Origin of the sequence: Humidesulfovibrio sp. (assembly GCF_031082295.1) — a bacterium.
Lineage (GTDB): Bacteria > Desulfobacterota > Desulfovibrionia > Desulfovibrionales > Desulfovibrionaceae > Humidesulfovibrio.
Genome location: NZ_JAVHLD010000003.1, coordinates 67,231 through 91,460, shown reverse-complemented (window position 1 = coordinate 91,460; position 24,230 = coordinate 67,231). Strand labels below are relative to the sequence as shown.

Here is a 24,230-nt window from a genome sequence, read left to right as displayed (position 1 = left end):
GAGCCCGGAAGCGGTGTTTTGCCGGTGGGCTGGACAATTAATCAGCGAGGACAAGCAGGCATGAAGATCCTTCTCGTCGCACCCCCCTATGCGTTGCTCAGCAATTACTACTTCCCCGTTGGCATCGCCTATGTCTCCTCCATGCTCAAGAAGCACGGCTTCCAGGTGGTTTGCCACAACAACGCGCTGGAGAAGGACTGGCAGGGCGCCTTCAGACGGGTGCTGGCGGAGGAGAGGCCGGATGTCCTGGGGGTGGGCGCGCTCACGCCGTCCTTCAAGTTCGTTAGCTGGATGTTCCAGACGGCCAAGGAAATGCTGCCGAACGTGACCACTGTGGTGGGTGGGGGCGTTCTGGGCAGCGAGCCGGACATGTTCTACCAGATCGGGGCGGACGTCGGCGTTGTCGGCGAGGGCGAGGCCGCTGCGGTGGACCTCATGCGCACGCTGGAACAAGGTGGCGACCTTGGCCAAGTGAAGGGCATCATCTATCGCGACGCCGAGGGGAAGTCCGTACGGACCGCGCCCCGGCCCTTCATCGAAGACCTGGATGAGGTTCCGATCCCCGACTACGAGGGTTTCAACTTCGACATCTGCTACAAGAACGTGGGCACGCATGACATGATCTCCAGCCGCGGCTGCCCGTTCCACTGCACGTTCTGCTACAGCGCGCTGGGGCGCGGCAAGCACCGGGCCCACTCCATCGACTATGTCATCCGCGAGATCAAGTACCTGATGGACCGCTTTGGCGTGAACTGCGTCGGCCTTATGGACGAGGTGTTCGCCCTGCGCAAGGAGCGCATCCTTGAGTTCTGCGACAAGGTGGCGCCCCTGAAGATCACCTGGTACGCCCAGATGCGCTGCTCCGTGGTGGACGCGGAGCTTTTGGCGCGCATGCGCGAGACGGGCTGCTGCACCGTGTTCTACGGTCTGGAAAGCATGTCTCCGGTGGTCTTGAAGAGCATGAACAAGAAGCTCAAGCCCTCAGAGATCGAGCATGCCTTGGAGTTGACCTTCCAGAGCGGCATGGACTCCTTCGGCAACTTCATCTTCGGCGACCCGGCGGAAACCACGGAGACCGCCTGGGAAACCCTCGATTGGTGGGTGAAGCACCGCAAATATTTTGTGAACCTCGGCAAGATCGACTGTTGGCCGGGAACGAACATCTTCCATGAATCGGTGCGGCGCGGCATCGTGCGGAACAAGATCGGGTTCATCAAGGCCGGCTGCCCCCTCATCAACATGACCCACATGCCTGAAGCCGAGTTCATGGACATGCTCAAGCGCGTGTGGGTGATGCATGAGGGATTGCTCTGGCCCGGGCGTCTGCTGGCGGCGGGCGTCGAGCCCGACTGCTCCGCCATGGCTCGTTGCCAGTGCCCCAATTGCGGGGCCGAGACCGAGTTCGCGAACATGGAGTCGCGGGCCATGCATGGCGACCGCATGGCGCACCGGCTGCCGTGCTCCAGCTGTGGCAGGAGCTACGACATCCCCTTGCGTCTGCCCCCGGTGAAGCACAACGCCGAGGTGCTGTCGCTCTTCGCGCAGGCGCTGGAGCATCGCGCTGCCGGTCGGCTCAACGAGGCCCTCGACCGACTGAACGTGTTGTTTGAGATCAGCCGCCAGCACACGGTGGTGGTCATCCTGTTGGCCAGCCTGCACTTGGCCCTTGGTTATCCGGACCGTGCCAAGGAGACGATACGGGTGGCTATGAAGTTCAGCCCCGCCGCGCCCTACATGCACGACTGGGCCGCCCTGTGCTATGAACTGGACGGCGATCCGCGCATGGCCCGCATTTTCGAAGACCAGGCCCGGCTGCTGCGCGAATGCCGCGAGCCCGCCTTGAACGCCGCGAGCCGAATGCAGCTTGATCCCATGGAGCACCTGTACCTGAGCATATTCCCCGGCGGAGTGGGCGAAGCCGTCGTGGGTGAACGACAGGGTGGGCAATGACCACGAAGGTCCTCTTTTCCGTTCTGCGCGAGCTCGGCGTGCTCTTCGAGGCGCCCGGCGCGGGCGAGATAGACGAACTGCCGCCCTACGGCCCCTCGGCACCGGGCCTGGACCACGCCTTTGACGCGCACACTCCGCTGTGGGCCTTTGAGCACCCGTACTACGTCTATCCCTTTGCCCACGAGGGCCTGAAGCCAGTCTACGAGATCCTGCCGCCCGACCTGGGGGTGGAGCAGGTGCTGGCCAAGACCAGGCTGGTGGTCTTCCTTGGCGCGGCCGACACCCCGGTCTTCCGCCGCTGCCTGGAGCAGGCCGACGCGTTCCTGCTGATCCTTGAGCCCGACGCCCGGCGCCTGGCCCAGTTCGCCGCCAGGGTGCCCGCGGCCAGGCTGGCCAAGCGCGCGCTCATCCTGCTGGGCGAGCCGGACGGCTTTTTGCCGCCGGTGTCGCAGCTGCTGCCGCCGGAGCTCTTCAGCCTGGGGTTCCCGGTGTTCTACGGCCTGCCGGAGCTGGCTGGAACCGCCGAGGCCGCGCGGCTGGTGGAACTGGTGGAGGTGCTGTTCTACCGCCACCGCGTGTACCACCTGAGCGGCCAGGGCAACGTCTTCAGCATGCCCATCCGGCCCCTGACGCGCGGCCTGTTCTTCGACCAGCAGCACCACTCCTACGTCAACGCCGCAGAATGCCTGCGCTGGCCGGACATCCAGCCCCTGCGCAAGGCCTTCCAGGGCGAGACCGCCGTGCTGGTGGCCGCCGGGCCGGACCTGCCGGGGCGCATGGACTACCTGCGCTCTGTGCGCGACCGCGCCCTCGTCATCGCCGTGAACAACGCGCTCAAGCCCATGCTGGCCGCCGGGGTGCGGCCGCACTTCGTGGTGGCCAACGACACCTCCGTGCACACCGGGCGTTCCTGGGAGGGCCTGGAGCACCTGGCCGACGTGTCCCTGGTGGGCCACTGCCTGACGGACCTGGGCGGGGCGGTGTTCGGGCGCAAGTACCTGTTCGGCAACTACCTGCCGGAACTCTTCGGCCGCAGGCCCGACTTGCGGCTGCACGGCTCGGTCATCACCACGGCGTTCTCGCTGGCGCGCTACATGGGCTGCGCGCGCTGCGTGTTCGTGGGGGCGCAGCTCTGCTCGCCGGACCCCTGGAAGCTCAGCTACTCGCGCGGGAGCATCCACGAAGCCGAATCCGAGGAACAGCGCCCGCTCACCAACGCCTGGCCGCAGCTGGTGCCCGTGACCACCCTGGACGGCAGCACGCGCTACACAACGCTGAATTTCTTGGATGCGGCCCACTGGCTGCGCGACGAGATCCGCGCCTCGGCCATCCCCTGCGCCAGCGTCACCGGGGAGAGCATCATCAGCGGCGCCGGGGTGGAGTACATCCCCGACTGCCCGGTGGAGGACACCGGCAGGCTGGGTCGCAGGCTGGGCCGCGTGGCCGCTGCGCGGGCGTCGGAGAGTCCGCGCGAGCCCGTGCTGGCGCACCTGCGGCGCGACCTCGCGGTGTGGGAGTCCGTGGGCGTTGGGGTGGAGGGCATCCTGGCTCGCGAGGGAGCGGACTTCATGGCCGCAGCCTTCCAAGCCCTGGACCAGTTCGACCAGGGCAACGTGACCTATCTTGTGCAGCGCTTCGAGAACTTCGACAACCAGCGCTTCCACGCGGCTGTGTTCCGGTCGGACGAGGAGAGCGAGAAGGTCTGGGGCATGCGCTACTATCTGGAGCATGTGCTGCGCATGGCCCGGCACTTTGACGCCGTGCTGAGAGAACAGCTGTCGCGCCTGGGCTGAGGATGTGGAGCGAGAGCAAGAAACGTTGCGCCACTCAGGGCAGCAATAGCAAAACAACGACATTGGGGGAATGATGATGGTCGATGATAAAGTGCTGTCGAAAGATGAGATTCTTGAGCTTGTCGCGTCACGTACCTGGTACCACAGGTACGAGGTATCTCCTGGTGTCATGACGCCGGGGCGGATGCCCATCGACGCCAAGATGCTCCTTGACTATTACGGACTCCCTCAGGACCTGACGGGCAAGCGCGTGCTTGAGATCGGCGCCTGGGACGGGGCATATACCTTCGAGATCGAAAGACGCGGAGCCAGCGTCACCGCCATGGACATCCAGAACAAGGACCGCACCGGCTTCGCCGTGGCGCACAGGATCAACAACTCAAAGGCCAAGCACATCCAGTGCGACGTAACGTACCTGAACCCGAAGGATCACGGGAAGTACGACATCGTCATGTTTCTCGGCGTCTACTACCACATTCTGCATCCGCTTCTGGCCTTCCAGAACATCTACAACGTCCTGAACGACGAAGGGACCGTCTTTTATAGCGGGCATATCCTGGAGTACAGCTACAATATCGACGGGCTCATGGCCAAGCACAAGCCCGAGCTCATGGCCATAGTGGACAAGATTCCACTGACGCTGTTCTCCCGTGGCTGCCACGCGAATGTATGGAGCAACTGGTACATCCCGAACCTGCTGTGCCTGAACGACTGGCTCGCCACAGCGGGCTTCAAGGTCTTCAAGCAGCAGGTGCACGAAGAGGGCTCCACCATGGCCGGGGCGGCCAAAAAGATCACGAACTTCAAGCTTGCCCCGGACTGGGACGCCAACCGCTGGTATGACTTGTCCAGCCACAAGGAGGACATGAAGGGCTACAAGAGGATATTGTTCTTCGGCGCTGGAGGCCGTCTGGAGGGCCTCCAGGAGGAACTGCGGCAATCTGTTCCGGCGGGCGCCATCGTCGGCGTTGCGGACAACGACCCGGCCAAGTGGGGCAAGACCATTGCGGGATACCCCATCGTGAATCCCAAGGACATTCCCGCCCTCAAGCCCGACCTCGTTATCATCGTCTCGACCTTTGCCGTTGAGATCTTCGAGGCCCTGGACAAGCTTCAGGGCGAAACCGGGCTCTTCTTCGAAATGGTGAACGTTGACGCCAACAGGCTGCTCGACACGTCCTGCGGGCGCGAAGTCTACTAGCCTAATCCGTCTGAGTGAAATGTCGGCAATCGGGCCGGGGTGTGCGGGGCATGTGTCCCGGAACCCCGGCCTGAGTCGTTTCGGGCCCTACCCCAGCGGCAGCTCCACTACGAACACCGAGCCCTTGGGCTTTGCCGCCTCCACGCGCACCACGCCCTTGTGGTCGGTGACGATGGAGCGCACGATGGTGAGCCCCAGGCCCGTGCCGGACTTCTTGCGCGAGTAGTACGGCTCGAACATGCGCGCGCGCTCCTCCTGGGTGAAGCCCGGCCCGTTGTCGGCCACGGACACCCGCACCCGCCCGCCCCCGAGCAGCTCGGAGCACACGTCCACGGTGCCGTCCTCGCGGCCTTCCAGGGCCTCGGCGGCGTTGGTCAGGAGGTTCATGAAGACCTTGCGCATGCCCTCGGCGTCGAAGGGGAAGCTCGGCAGCGCCGGGTCCGCCGTGAGCGTCCAGGCGATGTCGCGGTGGGCCGTGGCGAAGGTGCCCACCACCTCTTCCAGCAGCGGGCCGAGGTCGGCCACGAGCATCTCCGGCTCCGGCAGCTTGGCGTAGCTTGAGAATTCCGCCACCAGCTGCTGCAGGCGCTCCACCTCGCGCACGATGAGCTGGCCGCAGTCGTTGAAGGCCGGGTCCGCGTTCAGCGGGCCGAACTTGCGCAGCAGGCGCTGGGCCGAGAGCTTGATGGGCGTCAGCGGGTTCTTGATCTCGTGCGCGATTCTTTGGGCCACCTCGCGCCAGGCGGCCAGGCGCTGCATTTTCTCAAGCTCGGTGATGTCCTCGAACACGGCCACCAGGCCCGTGCCTTCGGCCTGGCCGGCCGGGCCACCCTGGGCAGTGGGGCCGGCCAGGCCGCCATGGCCCGACGACAGCCCCACAACGTTGACCAGGAAGCGGGCGCTGCGGCCCTGCAGGGGCAGGTCGATCTGCCGGGTCCACTGGGCCGCGGGGTTCCGGGTGATCTGCACCAGCGCCTCTTTCAAGAGGTCCGAGAAATCGCCCTGCACCAGATGCTGGGCCTTGAGCCCAAGGATCTGCTCGGCGCGGATGCCGAGCATGGCCTCCGCAGCCTTGTTCACGGTGCCGATGCGCCCGAACGCGTCCGTGGAGACGACGCCGGAGGTGATGTTGTCGAGCACGGCCTCGATGTAGCGGCCGCGGCGCTCCAGCTCCTCGTACTGCTGGGCCATGCGCTCGTTGGCGCTCATGAGGCGGGTCTGCCCGGCCTCCAGGTCCTCGGCCATGCGGTTGAAGGAGCGCACCAGGGAGCCGAGCTCGTCGTCGCCCGCGTCGTCCAGGCGCACGGAAAGGTCGCCCTTGGCGATGCGCTCGGTGCCGAGCGCCATGGCCTGCACCGGGGCGCTGATCTCCTTGGCCAGGCGGAAGCCGAACCAGGACGCCCCGAGCACGATCAACAGGCTCATGACGCCAAGGGTCAGGTAGAGGTTCATCTTCCAGGGGTACTTGAGCTTGCGGAGCTTCTTGTACTCGTCCAGGCCGCGCACCACCTGGTCGAGCTTGTACATGAGCCCGCTGCCGATGCTCTCGCCCACCACCAGGAAGCCGGTTTTGCCGTCGTCCACGGGCAGGATGCCGACGATGAGGTCGTTGCCCGCGCTTGAGAGCACCACCGACACATAGTGCGGCGCCTTCTTCAGCCCCTCCATGTCGATCTTGCCCCGGGCCTCGCCCCAGACACGGTCGAAGACCTGCGGGGGGTGCTTGTTCTGGTCGCGGCCCTCCGGGGTGATGACCCCGATGACGGCCAGGCCGTACTCGCGCTGCGAGTCCGCCAAGTGGGCGTCCATGCTCTTGCCGCCCCAGGTCAGGTGGTTGCTGGCTATCTGGGCCAAAACCTCGCGGCCGCGCTGCTCCACCCGGGCCTGGGCCGACTGGTAGAAGGCCCGCCCGATTTCGAGCGACTGCTCCATGGAGTCTTCCACCTGGGTCTTGAACCAGTAGTCCACGCTGGTTTGCACGAACTTGGCCGAGACGTAGAACATGAGCGCCACCGGCACCAGCGACAGGAAGATGAAGGCCAGCACCAGGCGCGAGCGCAGACGCGAGCCGAGCACGTTGCGGCGGCGCTCCAGCACGAGCTTGACCCCGTTTCTGGCCACAACGAAGAGCACCACCAGAAGCAGGATGAAATTGAGGTTGAACAGGCCGAGGAAGAGGTAGGAGTTGACGCCGAGCAGCTTCAGCTCCACCCAGGTGAGCACCACGATGAGCAGCACGCCGATGAGGGCGATGGCCACCTCGCGCTTGCGCCTGGCCCGCTCTCTCGCCTCGGGCGAGAGGAGATGATAGGGCGTCGCGGAATCCTTGGTCGGCGACCCGGGGTCCTGGTCCATGCTCGGCATCCGTCCCGCCCGGTCCTAGTACTTGAAGTGCAGCTGGTAGGAGGCCGACGGGGCAACGTCCCAGGTCCAGAAGAGCAGGGTGCGCCTGAACCAGTTGGGGATGTCCGTCTGCTGCAGCCGGATGTCCAGCGTCAGGGTGTATTCCTTGTCGCGCTCAAGCATGGTCCACGAGCCCAGGCCCAGGGTCAGCCCGCCCCAGCCCGCAACGAGCAGGTCTTGCAGGTTGGCGTTTCTGAGCGGGGCCTCGCGGCCAGGCAGCGAGAGCGTGTATTCCTTGGTCAGGGCGTCGAACTTCAGGCGGCTTGTGCTCTCGGCCTCGGTCAGGTGGGGGCTGCCGAACAGGCCGCTCTTCCGGTTGAGCTTGGCCTTGCAGGTCAGGGCCATGGTGACGCCGCTCTGCAGGCTCTCGGTCAGTTCGGCCACGCCGTCCACGGACACGCCGAAGCGGGCCATGAGGCTGCCGGCCTTGTTGTCCACCACGAGGTTTGAGAGCACCAGGGACTGCGCAGCCGCCACGGAGGTCCACAGGACCAGGGTGGTCGCCAGGAGCATGGCCGTTGCTGCGGCCTTGGGCGTGCGGCGGGTGCGGTGCATGGGCGGCGGCGTCCAGGGTCAGAAGTTGGCGCTTGGGCGGTTGCGTGTCGCGCCTGCGCACTTCGCCGAATAGCACCGGCTGTTGCGTTGCGCAAGGGCGGGCGTGGGTCGCCCGGAGCAAACCGCAGAATGTTCGGCCGCCGCGCATGCCGGAGAAAGCCGTCAGGACTTCGGCGGACGCGCCCCGAAGATGGACGTGCCCACGCGGATGATCGTCGCGCCTTCCTCGATGGCGGCCTCGAAGTCGCCTGTCATGCCCATGGACAGGTGCGGCAGCGGCACGCCCAGCCTGGCCTGGAGCCCGTCGCGCAGCTCGCGCAGGTACTCGAAGGCCGGCCCGGCCTCCTCGGGGGAGTCGAACACCGGCGGCAGGCACATGAGCCCCTGCAGGTCCAGGCCGACGCCGTCCTTGCGCAGGGAAAGCACGGTCTCGGCCAGGGCGGGCAGCTCGGCCTCGTCCACGCCGGCCTTCTGCTCCTCGCCCATGTTGACCTCGATGAGCACGCTCTGCAGCACGCCCTGGGCCTGGGCGCGGCGGGCCAGCTCCATGGCCAGCTTCTCGCTGTCCACGCTGTGCACCAGCACGAAGCGCCCGGCCACCTGCCTGGCCTTCTTGGTCTGCAGCCCGCCCACGAAGTGCCACAGGATGTCCTGGCCCACCAGCTCGTCCTGCTTGGCCAGCGCCTCCTGCACGTACGACTCGCCGAAGTCGCGCTGGCCCGCCTCCACCAGCGCCAGGATGTCGCTGGCCGGGTGGAACTTGCTCACCGCCACCAGGCGCACGCTCTCGGGGTCGCGCCCCGAGCGCTGACAGGCCGCCGCCACGCGGGCCTTGACCTTCGCCAGGTTGGCCGCGAGCTTCTGGGCGCGGGCCGGATTGATCTTGATCTGTGCTGCCATGGGCCGACACCTACGCCAAAAAGCCCCCACAGGGAAGAGCCTGGGCCGGGGGCGTTCCAGCGCCCTTGTGCATTGGGAGCGGTGCTGGTACATGCTTTGACGATGAGTGACGCCGCACAAAACCCGTCCAAAGTGGACCTCCTGAACCTGACGCGCTCGGAGCTTGAGGCGTTCGTGGTGGAGGACATGCGCCAGCCGCGCTTCCGCGCGGACCAGCTCTGGCACTGGCTGTGGCAGCGGGGCGTGCGGGATTTCGCGGCCATGACCAACCTCTCTAAGGACCTGAAGGCGAAGCTGGCCGAACGGGCGCACATGCCCCGCCCGGTGGTCGAGGTGGCGCGCACCAGCCGCGACGGCACCATCAAGCTGCTCCTGAGCCTTGCCGACGGCGAAAAGATCGAGACGGTGCTCATCCCCATGGGCCAGCACTACACCCAGTGCCTGAGCACCCAGGTGGGCTGCGCCATGGCCTGCTCCTTCTGCTCCACCGGGGAGCTGGGCCTCACGCGGAACATGAGCATGAGCGAGATCCTGGGCCAGATACTGGTGGGGCGCGAGCACCTGGCGAGAGCCGGGCTGCCGTTGGTGCGCAACCTCGTGTTCATGGGCATGGGCGAGCCGCTCATGAACCTGACGGAGCTGCTGCGCAGCCTGGAGACGCTGGGCAGCGCGGAGGGCATCTCCATCGCCTCGCGCCGGGCCACGGTGTCGAGCGTGGGCATTCCGTCGGCCCTCAAGATTCTGGGCGATTCCGGCCTGGCCGTGCCCGCCATCAGCCTGCACGCGCCCACCCAGGAGCTGCGCGAGAAGCTCATGCCCAAGGCCGCGCGCGTGCCGCTGGACGAGCTCCTGGGCGCGCTGGACCGCTATCCGCTGAAGTCGCGCGAGCGCGTGACGTACGAGTACATCATGCTCGGCGGGGTCAACGACTCGCTGGCGCACGCCAAGCAACTGGTGAAGCTGCTGGGCCAGCGCCGCTGCAAGGTCAACCTCATCGGCTACAACCCGCCGCCGCCGGAGGTGAGCCCGAACCCGCCCTACCGAGCGCCGGAACCGGGCGTGGTGCTGGCCTTCGAGGAATATCTGCGCAGCAAGCGCATCACCACGTTCATCCGGCGCAGCATGGGCCAGGACATCGCCGCGGCGTGCGGCCAGTTGAAGCTGTTGGCGGGGCCAGCGGAAGGGGTGGAGCAGGGCGACGGCGGCGCGGCCTGAAAAAAGAGCTTGCCAGGACCGCCCCGATTTAATAGTAGCCAGCCCTTCCAAAAAAATATATGCCGTCTTTCGTCGGGACACCGACGCTATCACCAGCCCAGGAGGGTCACCACATGGCCAATTATCCCATGGTTCCCACCCGCGCCTTCTTCACCAAAGGCGTGGGCGTCCACAAAAACAAGCTGCAATCCTTCGAGTTGGCGCTCCGCGAGGCCGGCATCGAGAAACAGAATCTTGTTTACGTGTCCAGCATCTACCCGCCCAACTGCGAGTTGGTGAGCCTGGAGGAGGGCGTCAAGGCCCTGCACCCCGGCCAGATCACCTTCTGCGTCATGGCGCGCAACCAGACCAACGAGAAAGGTCGTCTGGTGGGCAGCGCTTGCGGCATGGCCATTCCGGCCGACAAGCAGCACTACGGCTACATCTCCGAGCACCACAGCTTCGGCGAGGAGGAGAAGGAGCTGGGCGACTTCGCCGAGGACCTGGCCTCCACCATGCTGGCGACCACGCTCGGCGTCGATTTCGATCCCGAGATCGGCTACGACGAGCGCCGCGAGGTGTACCTCATGAGCGGCAAGATCATCGACTCCATCTCCGCCCCGATCTCCGCCATCGGCACCTCCAACATGTGGACCACCACCGTGTCCGCGGTCGTCTTCATCTTTTAAGACGGCCCGCCCAACAGAACCACGTCCAGGGCCTCCCGCCTCCTTGAAAACAGGGGGCGGGGGGCTTTAGGCACAAGGAAATCCCATGGCCATCAAGCGCACCCTGCACGACGGCGTCAAGGACCGGCTCACCCCTCTCACCACGCTCGACCCCGACAAGATCGGCGACTTCGACGAGCTTCTGACCGCCATGGGCCGCACCGCTTTCGGCGGCCGCAGCCTGGGCGAGGCGCTGGACGTGCTCCAGGCCATGGTGGAGGATCCGGACTGCGTTGTGGTGGGCACCTTCTCCGGCGCCATGACCGTGGCCAAGCAGAGCAAACTGCTGATCAAGATGATCGACGAGGGCTGGCTCGACGTGGTGGTCTCCACCGGCGCGCTCATGGCCCACGGCTTCATCGAGTCCATCGGGCTCAAGCATTTCAAGTACGAACCCGCGCGCATGAACGACAAGGACCTGTTCGAGGCCGGGTACAACCGCGTCTACGACACGCTCGAGCCCGAGGCCAACTTCGCCCAGGCCGAGCTGGTGGTCCGCGAGGTCATGCACCAGCTCATGGACGTGGACAAGGTCACGCACCTGTCCTCCGAGCTCATCTGCAAGGCCATCGGCAAGCACCTGAGCGAGAAGTACAACGGCCCCGGCATCCTGAAGAGCGCCTATAAGAAGGGCGTGCCGGTCTACATCCCGGCCTTCACGGACTCCGAGCTGGCGCTCGACGTGGCCTGCTCCATCCTGGCGAAGGACTTCGGCCACCTGCTGGGCGAGAAAGGCCCCGAGGCCCTGCCCTTCCAGTTCAACCCCTTCCTCGACCTCTTCAGCTATTCCAAGAAGATGTACGGGGCCAAGAAGATGGCCATCTTCACCATCGGCGGGGGCGTGCCGCGCAACTGGGCGCAGCAGATCGGCCCGTTCTTCGACGTCATGAGCGACCGCCTGGAGCGCGACCTGCCCGAGCGCCGCTTCACCTACGCCATCCGCATCTGCCCGGAGCCCGTGCACTGGGGCGGCCTGTCCGGCTGCACCTACCAGGAGGGCATCTCCTGGGGCAAGTTCGTGCCCCCGGCCGAGGGCGGCCAGTTCGCGGAGGTCCACGCCGACGCCACCATGGCCTGGCCCATTCTCATCAAGGGCCTGCAGGACCGCCTGGCCAAGAAGGCCAAGAAGCCCGCCACCAAGAAGCCTGCGGCCAAGAAGCCCGCCGCCAAGAAGTAGGCCGGCCATGAGCGCGGCTTTAAGCGCTGTTCAAGGGGCAGTCCGCCTGCCGGCGGAGTGGGAGCCCCACGCCGCCACCTGGATCACCTGGCCGCAGAACCCGCGCGACTGGCCGGGCAAGTTTCAGCCCATGCCCTGGGCCTTCGCCGAGATCATCCGCAAAATCGCGGGCGCCGAGAGCGGCGAGCGCGTGCGCGTGCTCGTGGGCTCTGCCGAGGTGCTGCACCGCGCCAGCAGGCAGCTCGCCAAGGCCCACGTGGACCTCTCTCGTGTGGACTTCCTCGTCATCCCCACGGACCGCGGCTGGATGCGCGACTGCGGCCCCTGCTTCGTGGAGCGAAACGCCGAGCTCGCCATCGCGGGCTTCGGGTTCGACGCCTGGAGCAAGTACCCGGAGTTCGAGCTGGACGCCGAGGTCCCGGCCACAGTGGCGCGCCTCACCGGCCTGCCGCTCGAGCCCGTGGTCTACAAGGGCCGCCAGGTGGTCTTCGAGGGCGGGGCGCTGGACATCAACGGGCGCGGCACCCTCGTCACCACCGAGGAATGCTGCCTGCACCCCGACATCCAGGTGCGCAACCCCGGCTTCAGCCACGCCGACTACGAGGCCGTGTTCGCAGAGAGCCTCGGCATCACCAACACCATCTGGCTGGCGAACGGCATCAAAGGCGACGACACCCACGGCCATGTGGACGACTTCTGCCGCTTCGTGAACCCGACGACGCTGGTGCTTTGCGAGGAGAAGGACTCAGGCGACCCGAACCACGCCATCCTTGAGGAGAACCGCGAGCTGCTGGAGGCGGCCAGGCTTCAGGACGGCTCGCGGCCCGATGTCGTCCGCCTGCCCATGCCCGCGCCGCTCTATTTCGACGGCCTGCGCCTGCCGGCCAGCTACGCCAACTTCCTCATCACCGACGCTGCCGTGCTGGTGCCCACCTTCAATGACGTGAACGACCGCGTGGCGCTGGGCATCCTGTCCGAGTGCTTCGACCGTCCGGTGGTGGGCATCCACGCCGTGGACCTGGTCTGGGGCCTGGGCACCATCCACTGCCTGACCCGGCAGGAGCCCGCAGCCTAGAACCCGCCGCTGCAGGAGGCCGCCATGCAGTCCCTCGAAGCTGAAGTGTTGGAGTTCATCGCCCGGCTGAACGCCTGCTGGACCGAAGGCGATCCTGAGGAGCTGCGCGAGTTTTTTCACCAGGACATGGTTGCGGTGACGCCTGTGGAGCGTGAGCCGCGCGTGGGGCGGGAGGCCTGCGTGGCGGGCTGGGCCGGGTTCGCCCGCAACGCGAAGATCCGGTCCTGGGTTGAGCGCGGGCACACGGTGCGGTTTTTCGGCGATGCCGCGGTGGTGACGTATTTCTATGAATTGCGCTGCCGCATGGGCGGGGCGGAACTGACCCTGGACGGCCGGGACCTGTTCTTCCTGGTGCGCGAGAACGGCCGCTGGTGGGCCGTGGCCGACCAGTTTTCGGCGTTTCCCTAGACCCGGTTCAAGCCCCTCCTACTCTTCCTCCTCCAGCGGCAGCACGATGTAGAAGTTGTTGCCCATCTCGTGCGCCTCGTAGCCGGTCAGGCCGCCGTGCAGCTCCACCACCTGGTTCACAAAGGCCAGGCCGTGGCCCGTGCCGTGCTCGCGCTGGGTGGACAGGGAGCGGAAGCCCGGCTGGAACAGCCCCTCGCGCTCGCTCTCCGGCACGGGGGTCCCGGTGGTGAAGACGTTGAGCTTCACGCCCTTGCGCCCCGGCCCGAAGGCATCGGGCAGGAGCTCCCAGCCATAGGCCATGAACTTGAGCGGCAGCCCGTCCGGGCCGGTGATGGTGCGCGTGTACTTCACCGCGTTGGAGAACAGGTTGGCGTACACCTGGGCGATGAGCCCCAGGTCGGCCATGAGGTGCACGGGCTCGTCCGGGATGCCGCCCATGGACAGGTCGATGGCGATGCCCCGGTCCTCCAAGCGCGGACGGTAGCGCTCCACCTGCGGGGCCACGATCTGCTTGAACAGGTTCACGCGGCGCTTCTCCAGCACGTAGCGGCCCTCCTGAAAGTGCCGCCGCCGCAGCAGGGTTTCCAGGAACAGGCTGGTCTGGGCGTAGTGGCTGCTGATCTCCGCGTACTGGTCGGACAGCCGTGCCTGGAGGAAGTTGAGGTTGGCGGTGAAGTCGGCCGGGGTTTCCGGCGGGGCCTCTGCCACGCAGCGGGCCAGTGCGCCGATGGAGGCGTTCAGGCGGTTGAAGAAGAGCTTGAAGACCATGTTCGGCACGATGACGTTGTGGCCGATGTCTTCCACCAGGTTCTGGATGAACGACAGGTGCTCGCGGCTTTTGGACCGGGCCATGCGGGTGTGCAGCTGGAAGCCGATGCGCCCTGCGAATTTCTCGAAGTAGAGCTGCGTGTGGCGCGACAACCCGGCCCCGCCCACCACCTCAAGCCAGCCCATGACGTTGTCGGGCAGGCTGTAGCCCAGGATGTCGGTGGTGTCCTTGCGGCCGTAGATCGGGGCGTAGAAGTTGGTTCCGCGCACAGCGGCCCTTGGCGGCGGTTCCGATTCGGGCAGCACGTCGGGCATGCGCAGGCAGCGCGCCAGCTTCCAGGCGCTCGGCCCGGTGCGCAGATACAGGCGGCAGTCCTGGTCGAAAAAGAGCATGGGCAGTTGCACGCAGAGGCTCAGGAAGTCGCGCCGCGTGTCGAACTCCTGGGCCAGTTCGAAGAACACGGTGAGCATGCGCAGCTGGTCCGGGCTGAAGGCGTAGGTTTCAGAGTCCTCAAGCTTCTGGAGCACGCGCCGGGTCACGGCCTCGCTGCGTACGGGGTCGTTCTCCAGACACTGGGCCGGGTCCGGCGGCAGGAGCGGCCTGGAAACGGTCTTCTGGTCCGGCTCCAGCCTCTCGTCCGTGTGCGTCGGTCTGTCCTCGCTCCTCATTATTCCCTCGGGTCAGGCTAGTGCAGGCCGGACCGTTGAAGCGCCCAGAACCACCCGTTCAACATCCAATCCTGGCACGGCCTCCCCACCGGGGGCCATGTCCCAAATCCAGTTCTCGCCCGTGAGCCCGACATCCACCCCGAAGAGCAGGTCGGCCTCGTATTCCACTTCGCCCTGGCGCAGTCCTCGCTCGATCACGTCCGTGACCAGGCAGGCAGGGCAGGGCAGGGCCGCCAGTCCTTGCAGGTGCTGGCGCACAAGCGCCGCCGCAAGCCCCGCGCGTTGTTCCTCGCCCCACTCCGGCGGCAGCGCGTCCAGGGCGAACAGCGGCAGCTGCGACAGCAGGTTGGCCGAATACGCGAAGTCCACCCCGGGCAGGCCCGCCGCAAGTTCTGCCAGCACATCCGCCAGCGGCTGTGTCCCGGCCTCGGGCAGCCTGTCCAGGCATCCCGTGAGGTCGGCCTGCAAGATCTGCACGTTGCCCAGGCGGTTCGCCCGGGCGCGCACTTCTGGTACAAAGGCCATATCGGCCAGAACCACTGTTTGAAACAGGGCTGAAAGTTCGTCAAGTGGCACATCGAGCAACAGGCCCGGGCCAAGCACCAGGGCCGTGCGTCGCGAGCCCTCCGGGCAGGCCCGCGCAGCGGACAGCGCAAGCCCGCGACAGCGCGCGAGATGCGGCTCCCAGGCGGCGCTGTGGCGCTTGTGCCGCGCCCAGATGGCCACCTGCTGGGCCAGGTGCCCGTGCGGGTCGCCCTGGCCGCGCAGGCGCGCGGCGGCGTATTTGACGGCCTCAGCCAGCATGAACGTCTAGGCCTCCACCTCGCTGAACTTTTCCGGCACGGCGTGGCACACGGGGCAGCGCTCCGGGGCATCGCCCGCGTGCACGTGCCCGCAGATGACGCACACGTGGTAGCGCACCGGGGCCGATTCCCGGCCGGACAGGCCGGGCAGGCCCAGGTGGCTTTCCACGGCCCGGGCCATCTGGGTCAAGAGCGAGCCCGCGGCCTTGTCGCCCATCTGCTCGGAGGCCAGGGTCCAGTCCAGCGCGCTCACGGCAAGCTCGCGGGCCTCCTGCAGCGCCAGGGCCAGGTTCTCGGCGCTTGAGCCGATGCGCCCGCGCAGGAAGGTCAGGCTCTTCTTGGCCTGCACCTCCTGGGCCTCTGCCAGGGCGCGCAGGGCTTTCGCCGCTTGGGCATGGCCGTCCTGGGCGGCCTTCTGGGCGCGCACGCGGTTGCGGGCCGAGGCCAGGGACTGGTGCAGAAAGGCCAGGGCCAAGGGCTCCAGGGGGGGCGGGGTCAGGTCCGTGGGCATGAAAGCTCCTTCAGGGGGTATGAGGTTCGTGAGATGAGGGCCCGCTTGACGGCTTTGAGGATTTCGGCCTTGGTGAAGGGCTTGCGCAGGATGTCGTACGCGCCCAGCTTGGTGGCCATGCCCAGGTAGGCCTCCGGTTCAAGGCGTCCGCCGCCGGACATGACCAGCGCGCCGACGCCCGGCGTGAGCAGCCGGAGCTTCAGCAGCACCTCGAAGCCGTCCACCTCGGGCATGACCACGTCGGTGATGACAAGGTCCGGGGTGTCGGTCTGCAGGCGTTCCACGGCCTGGCGTCCGCCTGCGGCCGGGATGGCGACGTAGCCGTTGGATTCCAAGATGCGGCAGACCATTTCGCGCACATCCGCGTCGTCGTCAACGACCAAGATTCTATGTGGCATCCGGTCCCCCCCTGGAGTTTGCGAGCGCCTGGCGGATGACTCCGGCCAGCTCGTCCGTGGAGAAGGGCTTGGGCAGAAGCCAGGCCTCGCCCAGAGCCTGCAGGCGATCAGGGGGGATGACCATGCTGAAGCCTGTGCACAAGACGATGGGCATATCCGGGCGGGCCTCGCGCAGGCGCGTGGCCAGCTGGACGCCGGTGAGCCGGGGCATGCTCTGGTCGGTAAGCACGAGGTCAAAGGACTGCGGGCTGGACAGGAAATCCTTGAGCGCGGCCTCGGGCTGGCTGCGGGTGGACACCTGGTAGCCCAGGGGCTCCAGGGTCAGGCGCATCAGGTCCAGCAGGTCGGTTTCGTCATCCACCAGCAGGATGCGCTCGCTGCCCTTGGTGTTGCGCTGGCTGTGCGCTGGCTCCTGCGCGTGGCCGCCTTGCGCGGTGGGCAGCAGCACGGTGAGCCGTGCCCCTTGCCCCGGCTCGCTGCGGGCGAAGACGGCGCCGCCGAGGCTGGAGACGATGCCGTGCACCACGGCCAGGCCAAGCCCGGTGCCCTCGCCGGAGTCCTTGGTGGTGAAAAAGGGGTCGAAGATGCGCCCCATGATGTTCGGCGCGATGCCGGCCCCGGAGTCCTCGACCGTCAGGGACAGATACTCTCCAGTCTGAAGGCTGTGCTCCGGGGACGGGGAGTCCTCGTCCAGGCGCACCACCCGCGTCGCCACGCGGATGCCTCCACCGTCCTTCATGGCCTGGGCGGCATTGGTGCACAGGTTCATGACGATCTGGTGGACCTGCGAAGGGTCGGCCAGGATGAAGCAGCCCTTGGCCTCAAGCTCGGCCCGGATCTCGATGTCCTTGGGCAGGGAGGCCTCCATGAGCCGGAGCGCCTCGTTGACGACCTGGTCGGGGTCCAGGGCGCGCTGTTCGCGGTCGGAGCGGCGGCCGAAGGTCAGGATCTGGCGCACCAGCTCCTTGGCGCGGCTGCTGGCCTTGAGCACGCGCATGAGGCTGCCCTTGGCCCGGCTGGAGGCCGGGATGTCGTCCAGGGCCAGCTCGGTAAAGCCCATGATGGAGGCCAGGATGTTGTTGAAGTCATGTGCGATGCCCCCGGCCAGCGTGCCCAGGGCTTCCATCTTCTGGGCCTGCCAGAGCTGGCGCTCGAGCAAGCGCTTTTCGGTGACGTCGCGGCACACGGCCACGAAGCTGCTGATCTCTCCGCTGGGGTTGCGCGTGGCAGAGACGGTGAACTCCACCTCCACGGTCTGGCCGTGCGGCTGGGTGAGGGAGCTGTTGCCGCGCCACACGCCGCCGTCTTCTCCCTGGCGGGGTTGAGAATCCTGGTGCCGCAGGATGATGGGCAGGACCTCGTTCATGAACAGGCCGGAGTCCTTGACCTTGTCGCCGCTCAGGCCGGTCATGCGCTCCAGCGCCGGATTGGTGTAGGTGATGGCGCCGCTCCTGTCGGTGATGAGCAAGCCCTCGGCGGCGTGCTCGATGGCCCGGTGCAGGCGCCTCAAGTCCAGCTCGGCGAGCTTGCGGGCGGTGATGTCCATGCCCACGCTCTGGTAGGCCGTGATGTTGCCGTCCGCGTCGAACAAGGCGCGGTCGGTCCAGTTGAGCCAGCCTATCCGGCCCCCGGGCAGGAAGACCCTTTGCTCGGCCATGATGACAGGGGCCTCCGGGGTAAGGGAGGCGAAGCGGGCCAGCAGGGCTGGGCGGTCCTCCTCGGGCACGTGTTCGAGCAGGCAGGTGTTCAGAAGCTGCTCGGCCGTGCGGCCGAAGGTGGAGCACAAGATCTTGTTCACGTAGGTGATGATGCCGCCGGGCAGGAACCGGCAGATGAGGGCCGGAGAGTCTTCGGCCAGGGTGCGGAACTTCTCTTCGCTCTGGGCCAGGGCCTCCTCGGCCAGGTGCAGGTCGGTGACGTCGGTGGCGATGCAGATGATGCCGCTGAGCGTGCCCGAGGCGTCGTGCTGGGGCAGTTTGTGGGTGATGTAGCGGCGCGTGCCCTGTGGCGTGGCGACCACCTCCATGATGTTCATCTTGGCCCGCCCGCTTTGGATGACCTCCATGTCGTCGCGGTGGAACTTGGTCGCCAATTCCGCCGGGAAGACCTGGTCGAGCGGCACGCCGAGGATGGACTCGTCCAGGCCCAGGGTCTTGAACCAGGCCTCGTTGGCGCGCAGGATGCGGTTGTCCAGGCTCTTGAAGAAGATGAGCGCCGGGACGCCGTTCAGGAGGGTCATGTTCTCGCGGTTCTGCGTCTTCAGCGCCTTTTCGGCCTCTCTGCGCTCGGTGATGTCCAGGCCGAAGGCGATGAGTCCGGTGATCTCGCCGCCCTGGCGGAGCACGCTGTTCTGCCAGGAGATGAGCCTCGCCTCGCCGCTGCTGGTTCTCAGGGTGGACTCGTTTTGCAGGGGGATGTTCGAGTCGCCGTCCATGATGCGCCGGAAGCGGGCGGTGATGGCCGAAGCCTGGCTGGGCGGGTACATGCTGCTGATCCAGTCCTGCCCGAGCATCTCGCCGCGGGCGCGCCCGATAAGCTTCTCCGCGGCGGCGTTGAAGGCCGTCACCCGGCCCGCCCTGTCCAGGCCGACGATCAGGGTGCTGGCGCCTTCCAGCAGGCTTTCGGCATAGTCTTTTGCCTGGCGGATGGCGTCGGCGTCGCGGCGGGCCTTCAGCACGCGCCACAGGCCGGAGAGGAAGAGCTGCAACTGCCGGGCGTCGGTTTCGTCGTAGGGCTCGGGCTTGTCGCCCACGCCGAACATGGCCAAGGACCGCCCGTTCTCCACCAGGGGCACGCCCATGTGCCGCGCGATGGGGGCGTGCCCTTCGGGCAGGGGGCGGCGGCCGGGGTGAGCGGCATAGTCGTTGACGATGGAAGGGACGCCGTCGCGCAGGCAGTTGGCCCACAGCCCGGCCCGGCTGAGGGTGAAGGTCGCGTCGGCGTGCATATCCGGCAGCAGCGTGCAACGCTCTCTTGCTGTTTTGGACCAGACGGCGCGGCCTCGGTCCTCCACCTCTCCATCGCCCTTTTCCTCGACGAAGATGAGGTAGCCGTTGCTGCTTCCGGTGAGGCGCACGCCCTGCTCCAGCGCGAACTCGACGAGCTCCTCGGTGCTGGCGGTGCCCATGTGGGCCAGCGTGAACAGGGCCTGCAAGCGGTCTTCCGTCAGGCACTGGGCCGCGAGAGCCCGGTCGCGCTCGGCCACGGTAAGCATGAGCCTGCGGTTCACGCGCAGCAGCGAAACGTAGCGCCAGGCAAGAAGCGCTGCGCTGAGCACCACGGCCAGGACACCCATGGTCCACAGCGCGACGCTGGTGAAGTGGGGCGTGGCGGGCGCGGGGTGCCACTTCCGGTAGAGTTCGCGGAAGTCCGGTGTGTCGCGGAAGTCCTCCAGCCCCTTGTCCAGCTGCGCGAGCAGTTGAGGCATGTCCCTGTTCACGGCCATGGCCTGCCCCACCTCGTACAGGGGCAGCGCGCTGCCTTGGAGCTTGTGCTCCACCCCTGCCGCCTGGGCGGCCTGCCGAACCACCGGCGCAAGATGGATCAGGGCGTCGGACTGGCCGGAGAGCACCTCGAAGATGGCCTCGGCCAGGGTCTGGGTGAGCCGGATGTGCAGTTCCACCCGGCCCATGAGGTGATCTTCGGGGATGGTGCCCGCCACCAGCGCCAGGCGCTTGCCATCCAGGCTTGCCAGGGTCTCCAGCGGCGGCGACCCGGAGCGGAAGAAGATGTGCACGGGCAGGATATCGAAGGGCCTGGTGAAGCCCATGGCGCGTTCCCGAGCCGGGCTGGCGTCCAAGCCCGGTATGACGTGAACCTTGCCCTGGCGCAGCAGCCGCTCGGCATCGGCCACGGAGGCCGTGGGCAGCACGCGCAACGCGTAGCCGGAATTCTCCGCGACGCGCCGCAGAATCTCGATGGCGAAGCCGCCGGGCTGTCCGTCGGCGGCGGGAGCGTAGAAGGGCGGAAGGTTGGCCGGGGCCGCGGCGAGCAGTTCTTTCTGCTGGCGGGCCTTGGAGGCGGCCAGGGCCGTGTCGAGAGGGGGGGTCGGCAGGCCGCTGAGAAACAGAAGGGCGAGGCAGAGGCGCAGGATCATGCCGCTGGACAGGCCGCCAAGTGCCGGACGCTCTGCGCCGACAGGGCAGGTCCGGGCCATGCTTGTGGCCAGAGGCGGGTCGCTTGGCATGAGGCGCTCCGCACGGGGGCCAGCCGCGCTATTTTACGGCCCTGTTGATGTAGTCCTCGAGCATGGCCCGCTCCACCGGCTTGGCCATGAACCAGGTGGCCCCGATCTTGAGCAGTTCGGCGATGTCATTGACGCCGATGAAGGCGGACATGATGACGATGGGCATCTTGGCGTGGCGTTCGCTCTCGCGGATGGCGCGGATGAGCGCCGTGCCGTCCATGCCCGGCATCATGATGTCGGTAATGAGCATGTCGAAGTGGTTCTCCGCGCAGATGGCTTCCCAGGCGTGGCGCCCGTGGGGGCTCACAAAGGGGCAGTGGCCCATGCGTTCAACAACCGTGGCCACGAACTTCTGTGACAGGGCGTCGTCTTCGGCGATGAGAATCTTGGCCATGAGCACTCTCCTCGAAAGCTGGGGCGGTTCTATCCCGCCGCAGAGGTTCAGGTAATCAAGAAGCGTTCCATAATGAGCCGAGGTGCTAACGTGTTCTTATGGTTAATCTTCTTTGGCGTCCATGGTCGTGCCGTGTTCGCTATTCCGGAATAACCGGAATCCTGGTCTTCCTGCGGCTGGCTTTGAGCAGCCCGTGCTTTGCCAGCAGCTCGTACAGTCTGGCCGATTTGAGGCCAGAGAGCCGCGCGGCCTGGGCGGCATCGCCGTCAACCTGTTGCAAAAGAGCAGAGAAATAGGCGTATTCCGCCTTGTCCAGCAACTGCGCCCGGTGCTCGCGCCAGGGCCGGAACTCCGCAAGCTGTCCGTCGGCCTGGTCCGCCGCTTGCCCCTGCCCCGCTTCGGCCCGATCAGTCACGCTGCGGCGCATGAGCCGAACGCGCAGGTCAAGGGGCAGGTGCTGGGGAAGGAGAACCGGATCATCATGCGCTGAAACCAGACTCATGTCCACAGTTTGTAAAAGTTCGCGTACATTTCCCGGCCAGTCGTGCGTAGCGAGCATTTCCAGGAATTCTGGGCTGGCCTCGCGCACGGTCCCGCCAAAACGCTCGGCAGCCTTGGCCAGATGGGCCTCCACCAAGGCCTGGATGTCGCCCTCGCGCTGGCGCAGGGGGGGCAGTTCGATGCGGAAGGCGCGCAGACGGTAGAGCAGATCCTCGCGGAATTCGCCGCGCCGGACCATGGCCGAGAGGTCGCGGTTGGTGGCGGCCACAAGACGGAAGTCGCTTTTGATTTCCGTCTCGCCGCCCAGGGGCCGGAAACGGCGTTCCTGGAGCACGCGCAGGAATTTCACCTGCAGGGGCAGGGGCAGCTCGCCGACCTCGTCCAGGAAAAGGGTGCCCCCGTCGGCCTGGGCGATGAGCCCGGTCTGGCGGCGGTCGGCCCCGGTGAAGGAGCCGCGCTCGTGTCCGAAGAGCTCGCTCTCGGCCAGGTTGCCGGGCAGGGTGGTGCAATCCACCACCACGAAGCGGTTGGCGGCGCGCGGTCCGCTCTGGTGAATGGCCTGGGCGAAGACCTCCTTGCCGGTGCCGGTCTCCCCGCTGATGAACACGTCGACGCGGCTGGCGGCGGCCATGGCTGCGCGGGCCAGGCAGGCGGCCATTTTGGGGCTGGTGCCCACGATGCCGGACCCGGCGGCCAGGGTTGGCGATCTGCGCCGCCGTTTTTCGTCGCGGAAGGCCAGGGCGCGCAGCAGCGGCAGCACCATGCGGTCGACGGAGGTGGGCTTCTCGATGTAGTCCCAGGCCCCGCAGCGCAGAGCCAGCTCCGCGCCGTCCGGGTCGCCCTGGCCGGTGATGATGATGACCTCGGGTGCGCTCTTGCCGGCGCGGATCTCCTCCAGGGCGTTGATGCCCGAGCCGTCGGGCAGGCGCACGTCCATGTAGACCAGGTCCGGCTCCTCGCGCGCCAGGATGCGCCGGGCTTCGGCCAGGGTGCCTGTGCACAGGGCCGTGTGGCCGCGCCTGCTTACGGCGTCCGCCAGCAACTCGCGGATGAGCTCGTCGTCGTCCACCACCAGGATTTTGGCCACGTCTGCCCCCGATCAAAACGACTGAAATTCTGGAATAGCCGGAAATATTCTGGTCGGAGCGTAGCACGGGCAGCTGGATTTGGCTAGGAAAAAGGTGGGAAACGCGCGCAATTCGTTGCAATACAAGAAGTTGTTTGAGTGGTTCCAAATTGGAATGAATATTGATAGAGGAGTGGCGTGCGCCGGGCGGCAACGTTCCCGGCGGCCGCGTCGGTTGGACCGGCGTGTCTGCCGGGCAGGTGGGGGGCCTGCCCGGCTCCTTTTTTTTGTGCCCGGCGACTGGCGGGACTGCGGCGGGAGCTAGTTGGCTTGCGGCGGGGTTTGCTTCAGGGTGTCCCCGAAGCGCCTGGCGATGGACTCGAGGGCCTGGCCCACGCTGACGCCCAACTGGCAGTGCAGCGTGCCGCGCCAGCAGAAGGTCCGCTTGCCGTGCTCGGCGTTGATGCAGGGCGAGCACGGGATGTCCGCGAACATGACGAGGTGGTCCGGCCCGGTGGGGCCATAGAGCACCGGAGTCTCCGGCCCGAAGAAGGACACTGTGCGCGCGCCCGCCGCCACCGCGAGATGCAGCGGGCCGGAGTCGTTGGTGATGACCAGCGAGGACAGTCCACATAATCCCACCAGCTCATCCAGGCTGAGCGCTCCCACCAGGTTCCGCCCCGTCGCTCCGGCTTCTTCGGCCAGGGCCCAGGCTTGGCTGGTGTAGTCCGTCTCCGCTTTCGACCCCACAAAAACCGCAGGCAGTCCGTAGGTCTCGCACAACTTGGCGCTGAGTTCGGCGAACCGCTCCCGCGGCCAGCGTCGCTCCACCGCGAGCTCGCCCGCGTTCACGTTGATCAGAATGTATGTGCCCGGCTTAAGGCCCAGCCGCGAAAGCACGTTACGCGCCTGGCCTTGGCAGTGTTCCAGCCCCAGCAATTCGGAACCCCTTGGGGCGCTGTCCGGCGCCACGCCAAAGGGCTCCAGCATGGACAGAAAGTTGCTCGAGACGTGCCAGTAGACGTTGAAGGCGATGGGGTAATTGTGGATGTTGCCGCGCCACACGCCGGGGGAGTGGTAGCCCACGCGCATGGGCGCGCGAGCGAAGAAGCTCAGGATGGCTGAAGCCTTGGTGTAGAACTCCATGTCGAAGATGATGTCGGGCCCGAGACGGAAGGCGCGGTGCAGGCAGCGCAGATACGCCCAGACGGCCGAGGCCAGGCTGCCGCCAAGATCCACAAATTCAACCCGGTCGATGCCGGGGAGCATTTTGACAACGCCCTTGTTGGCGGATAGGGTCATGAGGATGATTTCCGCGCCAGGAAACGTCTCGCGGGTTTTCTTGAAGAGCGGCGCGGCGAGCACCAGGCTGCCGATGCCCCAGAACTTGACCAGCAGCACCCGGCGGACGTTTTGCGTCGGCACCGGGCCTGCGGGTAGCAGCCACGCAAGACAGCCGAGGACGCTGCACGCGATGCCGCCGCAGAGCCGCTCGACGGCCTGCAGGGTTTTCATTTTCACGGCCTTGCGGCCTTTCGGAGGTGCCCCCG

The 24,230-nt window shown here is 66.6% G+C and carries 19 protein-coding genes; 8 read left to right on the top strand and 11 right to left on the bottom strand.

Annotated features, from left to right (window positions below):
• The first annotated feature begins 60 nt into the window (after positions 1–60).
• From RDU24_RS02885 to RDU24_RS02875, 3 genes are all read left to right on the top strand, one after another.
• Positions 61–1,950 (top strand): B12-binding domain-containing radical SAM protein, encoded by a 1,890-nt coding sequence (locus RDU24_RS02885; protein WP_308734229.1) that lies wholly within the window; start codon positions 61–63, stop codon positions 1,948–1,950.
• Positions 1,947–3,743 (top strand): 6-hydroxymethylpterin diphosphokinase MptE-like protein, encoded by a 1,797-nt coding sequence (locus RDU24_RS02880; protein WP_308734228.1) that lies wholly within the window; start codon positions 1,947–1,949, stop codon positions 3,741–3,743. Before RDU24_RS02885 ends, RDU24_RS02880 begins: the two co-directional genes overlap by 4 nt.
• A 76-nt stretch (positions 3,744–3,819) precedes the next feature.
• Positions 3,820–4,944: a methyltransferase domain-containing protein gene (locus tag RDU24_RS02875; RefSeq protein WP_308734227.1), complete on the top strand. Its 1,125-nt coding sequence runs from the start codon at positions 3,820–3,822 to the stop codon at positions 4,942–4,944.
• 87 nt (positions 4,945–5,031) lie between these two features.
• Here the strand turns inward: RDU24_RS02875 and RDU24_RS02870 are convergent, their stop codons facing one another.
• The 3 genes from RDU24_RS02870 to RDU24_RS02860 form a co-directional block, all read right to left on the bottom strand.
• Positions 5,032–7,299: a sensor histidine kinase gene (locus tag RDU24_RS02870; protein WP_308734226.1), complete on the bottom strand. Its 2,268-nt coding sequence runs from the start codon at positions 7,297–7,299 to the stop codon at positions 5,032–5,034.
• A 24-nt stretch (positions 7,300–7,323) separates the two neighbouring features.
• Complete coding sequence (locus RDU24_RS02865) at positions 7,324–7,902, bottom strand: DUF4390 domain-containing protein (RefSeq protein WP_308734225.1); 579 nt, start codon at positions 7,900–7,902, stop codon at positions 7,324–7,326.
• 162 nt (positions 7,903–8,064) lie between these two features.
• On the bottom strand, positions 8,065–8,802 hold the full coding sequence (locus RDU24_RS02860; protein ID WP_308734224.1) for a YggS family pyridoxal phosphate-dependent enzyme: 738 nt from the start codon (positions 8,800–8,802) through the stop codon (positions 8,065–8,067).
• Between the two features lie 102 nt (positions 8,803–8,904).
• Here RDU24_RS02860 and rlmN point away from each other — a divergent pair, with 102 nt between their 5' ends.
• The 5 genes from rlmN to RDU24_RS02835 all read left to right on the top strand — a co-directional run bounded on the left by rlmN (position 8,905) and on the right by RDU24_RS02835 (position 13,384).
• A complete protein-coding gene (gene rlmN / locus RDU24_RS02855; protein WP_308734223.1) occupies positions 8,905–10,017 on the top strand; it encodes a 23S rRNA (adenine(2503)-C(2))-methyltransferase RlmN in 1,113 nt (370 codons plus the stop codon).
• Between the two features lie 113 nt (positions 10,018–10,130).
• On the top strand, positions 10,131–10,685 hold the full coding sequence (locus RDU24_RS02850; RefSeq protein ID WP_308734222.1) for a pyruvoyl-dependent arginine decarboxylase: 555 nt from the start codon (positions 10,131–10,133) through the stop codon (positions 10,683–10,685).
• A gap of 85 nt (positions 10,686–10,770) precedes the next feature.
• Entirely contained in the window at positions 10,771–11,901 is a 1,131-nt protein-coding gene (locus RDU24_RS02845; RefSeq protein ID WP_308734221.1) for a deoxyhypusine synthase family protein, read from the top strand.
• 7 nt (positions 11,902–11,908) lie between these two features.
• Positions 11,909–12,976, top strand: coding sequence for an agmatine deiminase family protein (locus RDU24_RS02840; protein ID WP_308734220.1), 1,068 nt, complete (start codon positions 11,909–11,911; stop codon positions 12,974–12,976).
• A gap of 24 nt (positions 12,977–13,000) precedes the next feature.
• Complete coding sequence (locus RDU24_RS02835; protein WP_308734219.1) at positions 13,001–13,384, top strand: nuclear transport factor 2 family protein; 384 nt, start codon at positions 13,001–13,003, stop codon at positions 13,382–13,384.
• An 18-nt stretch (positions 13,385–13,402) separates the two neighbouring features.
• On the opposite strand, the gene RDU24_RS02830 is transcribed toward RDU24_RS02835, so the two are convergent.
• The 8 genes from RDU24_RS02830 to RDU24_RS02795 form a co-directional block, all read right to left on the bottom strand.
• Positions 13,403–14,821 (bottom strand): sensor histidine kinase, encoded by a 1,419-nt coding sequence (locus RDU24_RS02830; RefSeq protein WP_308734218.1) that lies wholly within the window; start codon positions 14,819–14,821, stop codon positions 13,403–13,405.
• A gap of 12 nt (positions 14,822–14,833) precedes the next feature.
• Positions 14,834–15,625, bottom strand: a complete 792-nt coding sequence (locus tag RDU24_RS02825) for a hypothetical protein (protein WP_308734217.1) — start codon at positions 15,623–15,625, stop codon at positions 14,834–14,836.
• Positions 15,626–15,631: 6 nt separating this feature from the next.
• Positions 15,632–16,135 (bottom strand): rubredoxin-like domain-containing protein, encoded by a 504-nt coding sequence (locus RDU24_RS02820; RefSeq protein WP_308734216.1) that lies wholly within the window; start codon positions 16,133–16,135, stop codon positions 15,632–15,634.
• Positions 16,120–16,533 carry a response regulator gene (locus RDU24_RS02815; RefSeq protein ID WP_308734215.1) on the bottom strand — a complete coding sequence of 138 codons (414 nt, stop codon included), beginning with the start codon at positions 16,531–16,533 and terminating at the stop codon, positions 16,120–16,122. The genes RDU24_RS02820 and RDU24_RS02815 overlap by 16 nt, the downstream gene beginning before the upstream one ends.
• Positions 16,523–20,719 (bottom strand): PAS domain S-box protein, encoded by a 4,197-nt coding sequence (locus RDU24_RS02810; protein ID WP_308734214.1) that lies wholly within the window; start codon positions 20,717–20,719, stop codon positions 16,523–16,525. Before RDU24_RS02810 ends, RDU24_RS02815 begins: the two co-directional genes overlap by 11 nt.
• Positions 20,720–20,747: 28 nt before the next feature.
• Complete coding sequence (locus RDU24_RS02805) at positions 20,748–21,113, bottom strand: response regulator (protein WP_308734213.1); 366 nt, start codon at positions 21,111–21,113, stop codon at positions 20,748–20,750.
• Positions 21,114–21,252: 139 nt separating this feature from the next.
• Positions 21,253–22,701: a sigma-54-dependent transcriptional regulator gene (locus RDU24_RS02800; protein ID WP_308734212.1), complete on the bottom strand. Its 1,449-nt coding sequence runs from the start codon at positions 22,699–22,701 to the stop codon at positions 21,253–21,255.
• A 300-nt stretch (positions 22,702–23,001) separates the two neighbouring features.
• A complete protein-coding gene (locus RDU24_RS02795; protein WP_308734211.1) occupies positions 23,002–24,195 on the bottom strand; it encodes a glycosyltransferase family 9 protein in 1,194 nt (397 codons plus the stop codon).
• Between the last annotated feature and the right edge of the window lie 35 nt (positions 24,196–24,230).

Excerpts from the sequence above, each read along its gene's own strand:
- RDU24_RS02885 (WP_308734229.1), top strand. The coding sequence starts at position 61 with ATGAAGATCCTTCTCGTCGCACCCCCCTATGCGTTGCTCAGCAATTAC.
- RDU24_RS02860 (WP_308734224.1), bottom strand. The coding sequence starts at position 8,802 with ATGGCAGCACAGATCAAGATCAATCCGGCCCGCGCCCAGAAGCTCGCG.
- RDU24_RS02850 (WP_308734222.1), top strand. The coding sequence starts at position 10,131 with ATGGCCAATTATCCCATGGTTCCCACCCGCGCCTTCTTCACCAAAGGC.
- RDU24_RS02865 (WP_308734225.1), bottom strand. The coding sequence starts at position 7,902 with ATGCACCGCACCCGCCGCACGCCCAAGGCCGCAGCAACGGCCATGCTC.
- RDU24_RS02840 (WP_308734220.1), top strand. The coding sequence starts at position 11,909 with ATGAGCGCGGCTTTAAGCGCTGTTCAAGGGGCAGTCCGCCTGCCGGCG.
- RDU24_RS02815 (WP_308734215.1), bottom strand. The coding sequence starts at position 16,533 with ATGCCACATAGAATCTTGGTCGTTGACGACGACGCGGATGTGCGCGAA.
- rlmN (WP_308734223.1), top strand. The coding sequence starts at position 8,905 with ATGAGTGACGCCGCACAAAACCCGTCCAAAGTGGACCTCCTGAACCTG.
- RDU24_RS02835 (WP_308734219.1), top strand. The coding sequence starts at position 13,001 with ATGCAGTCCCTCGAAGCTGAAGTGTTGGAGTTCATCGCCCGGCTGAAC.
- RDU24_RS02830 (WP_308734218.1), bottom strand. The coding sequence starts at position 14,821 with ATGAGGAGCGAGGACAGACCGACGCACACGGACGAGAGGCTGGAGCCG.
- RDU24_RS02880 (WP_308734228.1), top strand. The coding sequence starts at position 1,947 with ATGACCACGAAGGTCCTCTTTTCCGTTCTGCGCGAGCTCGGCGTGCTC.
- RDU24_RS02875 (WP_308734227.1), top strand. The coding sequence starts at position 3,820 with ATGGTCGATGATAAAGTGCTGTCGAAAGATGAGATTCTTGAGCTTGTC.
- RDU24_RS02795 (WP_308734211.1), bottom strand. The coding sequence starts at position 24,195 with ATGAAAACCCTGCAGGCCGTCGAGCGGCTCTGCGGCGGCATCGCGTGC.
- RDU24_RS02805 (WP_308734213.1), bottom strand. The coding sequence starts at position 21,113 with ATGGCCAAGATTCTCATCGCCGAAGACGACGCCCTGTCACAGAAGTTC.
- RDU24_RS02825 (WP_308734217.1), bottom strand. The coding sequence starts at position 15,625 with ATGCTGGCTGAGGCCGTCAAATACGCCGCCGCGCGCCTGCGCGGCCAG.
- RDU24_RS02820 (WP_308734216.1), bottom strand. The coding sequence starts at position 16,135 with ATGCCCACGGACCTGACCCCGCCCCCCCTGGAGCCCTTGGCCCTGGCC.
- RDU24_RS02810 (WP_308734214.1), bottom strand. The coding sequence starts at position 20,719 with ATGCCAAGCGACCCGCCTCTGGCCACAAGCATGGCCCGGACCTGCCCT.
- RDU24_RS02845 (WP_308734221.1), top strand. The coding sequence starts at position 10,771 with ATGGCCATCAAGCGCACCCTGCACGACGGCGTCAAGGACCGGCTCACC.
- RDU24_RS02870 (WP_308734226.1), bottom strand. The coding sequence starts at position 7,299 with ATGGACCAGGACCCCGGGTCGCCGACCAAGGATTCCGCGACGCCCTAT.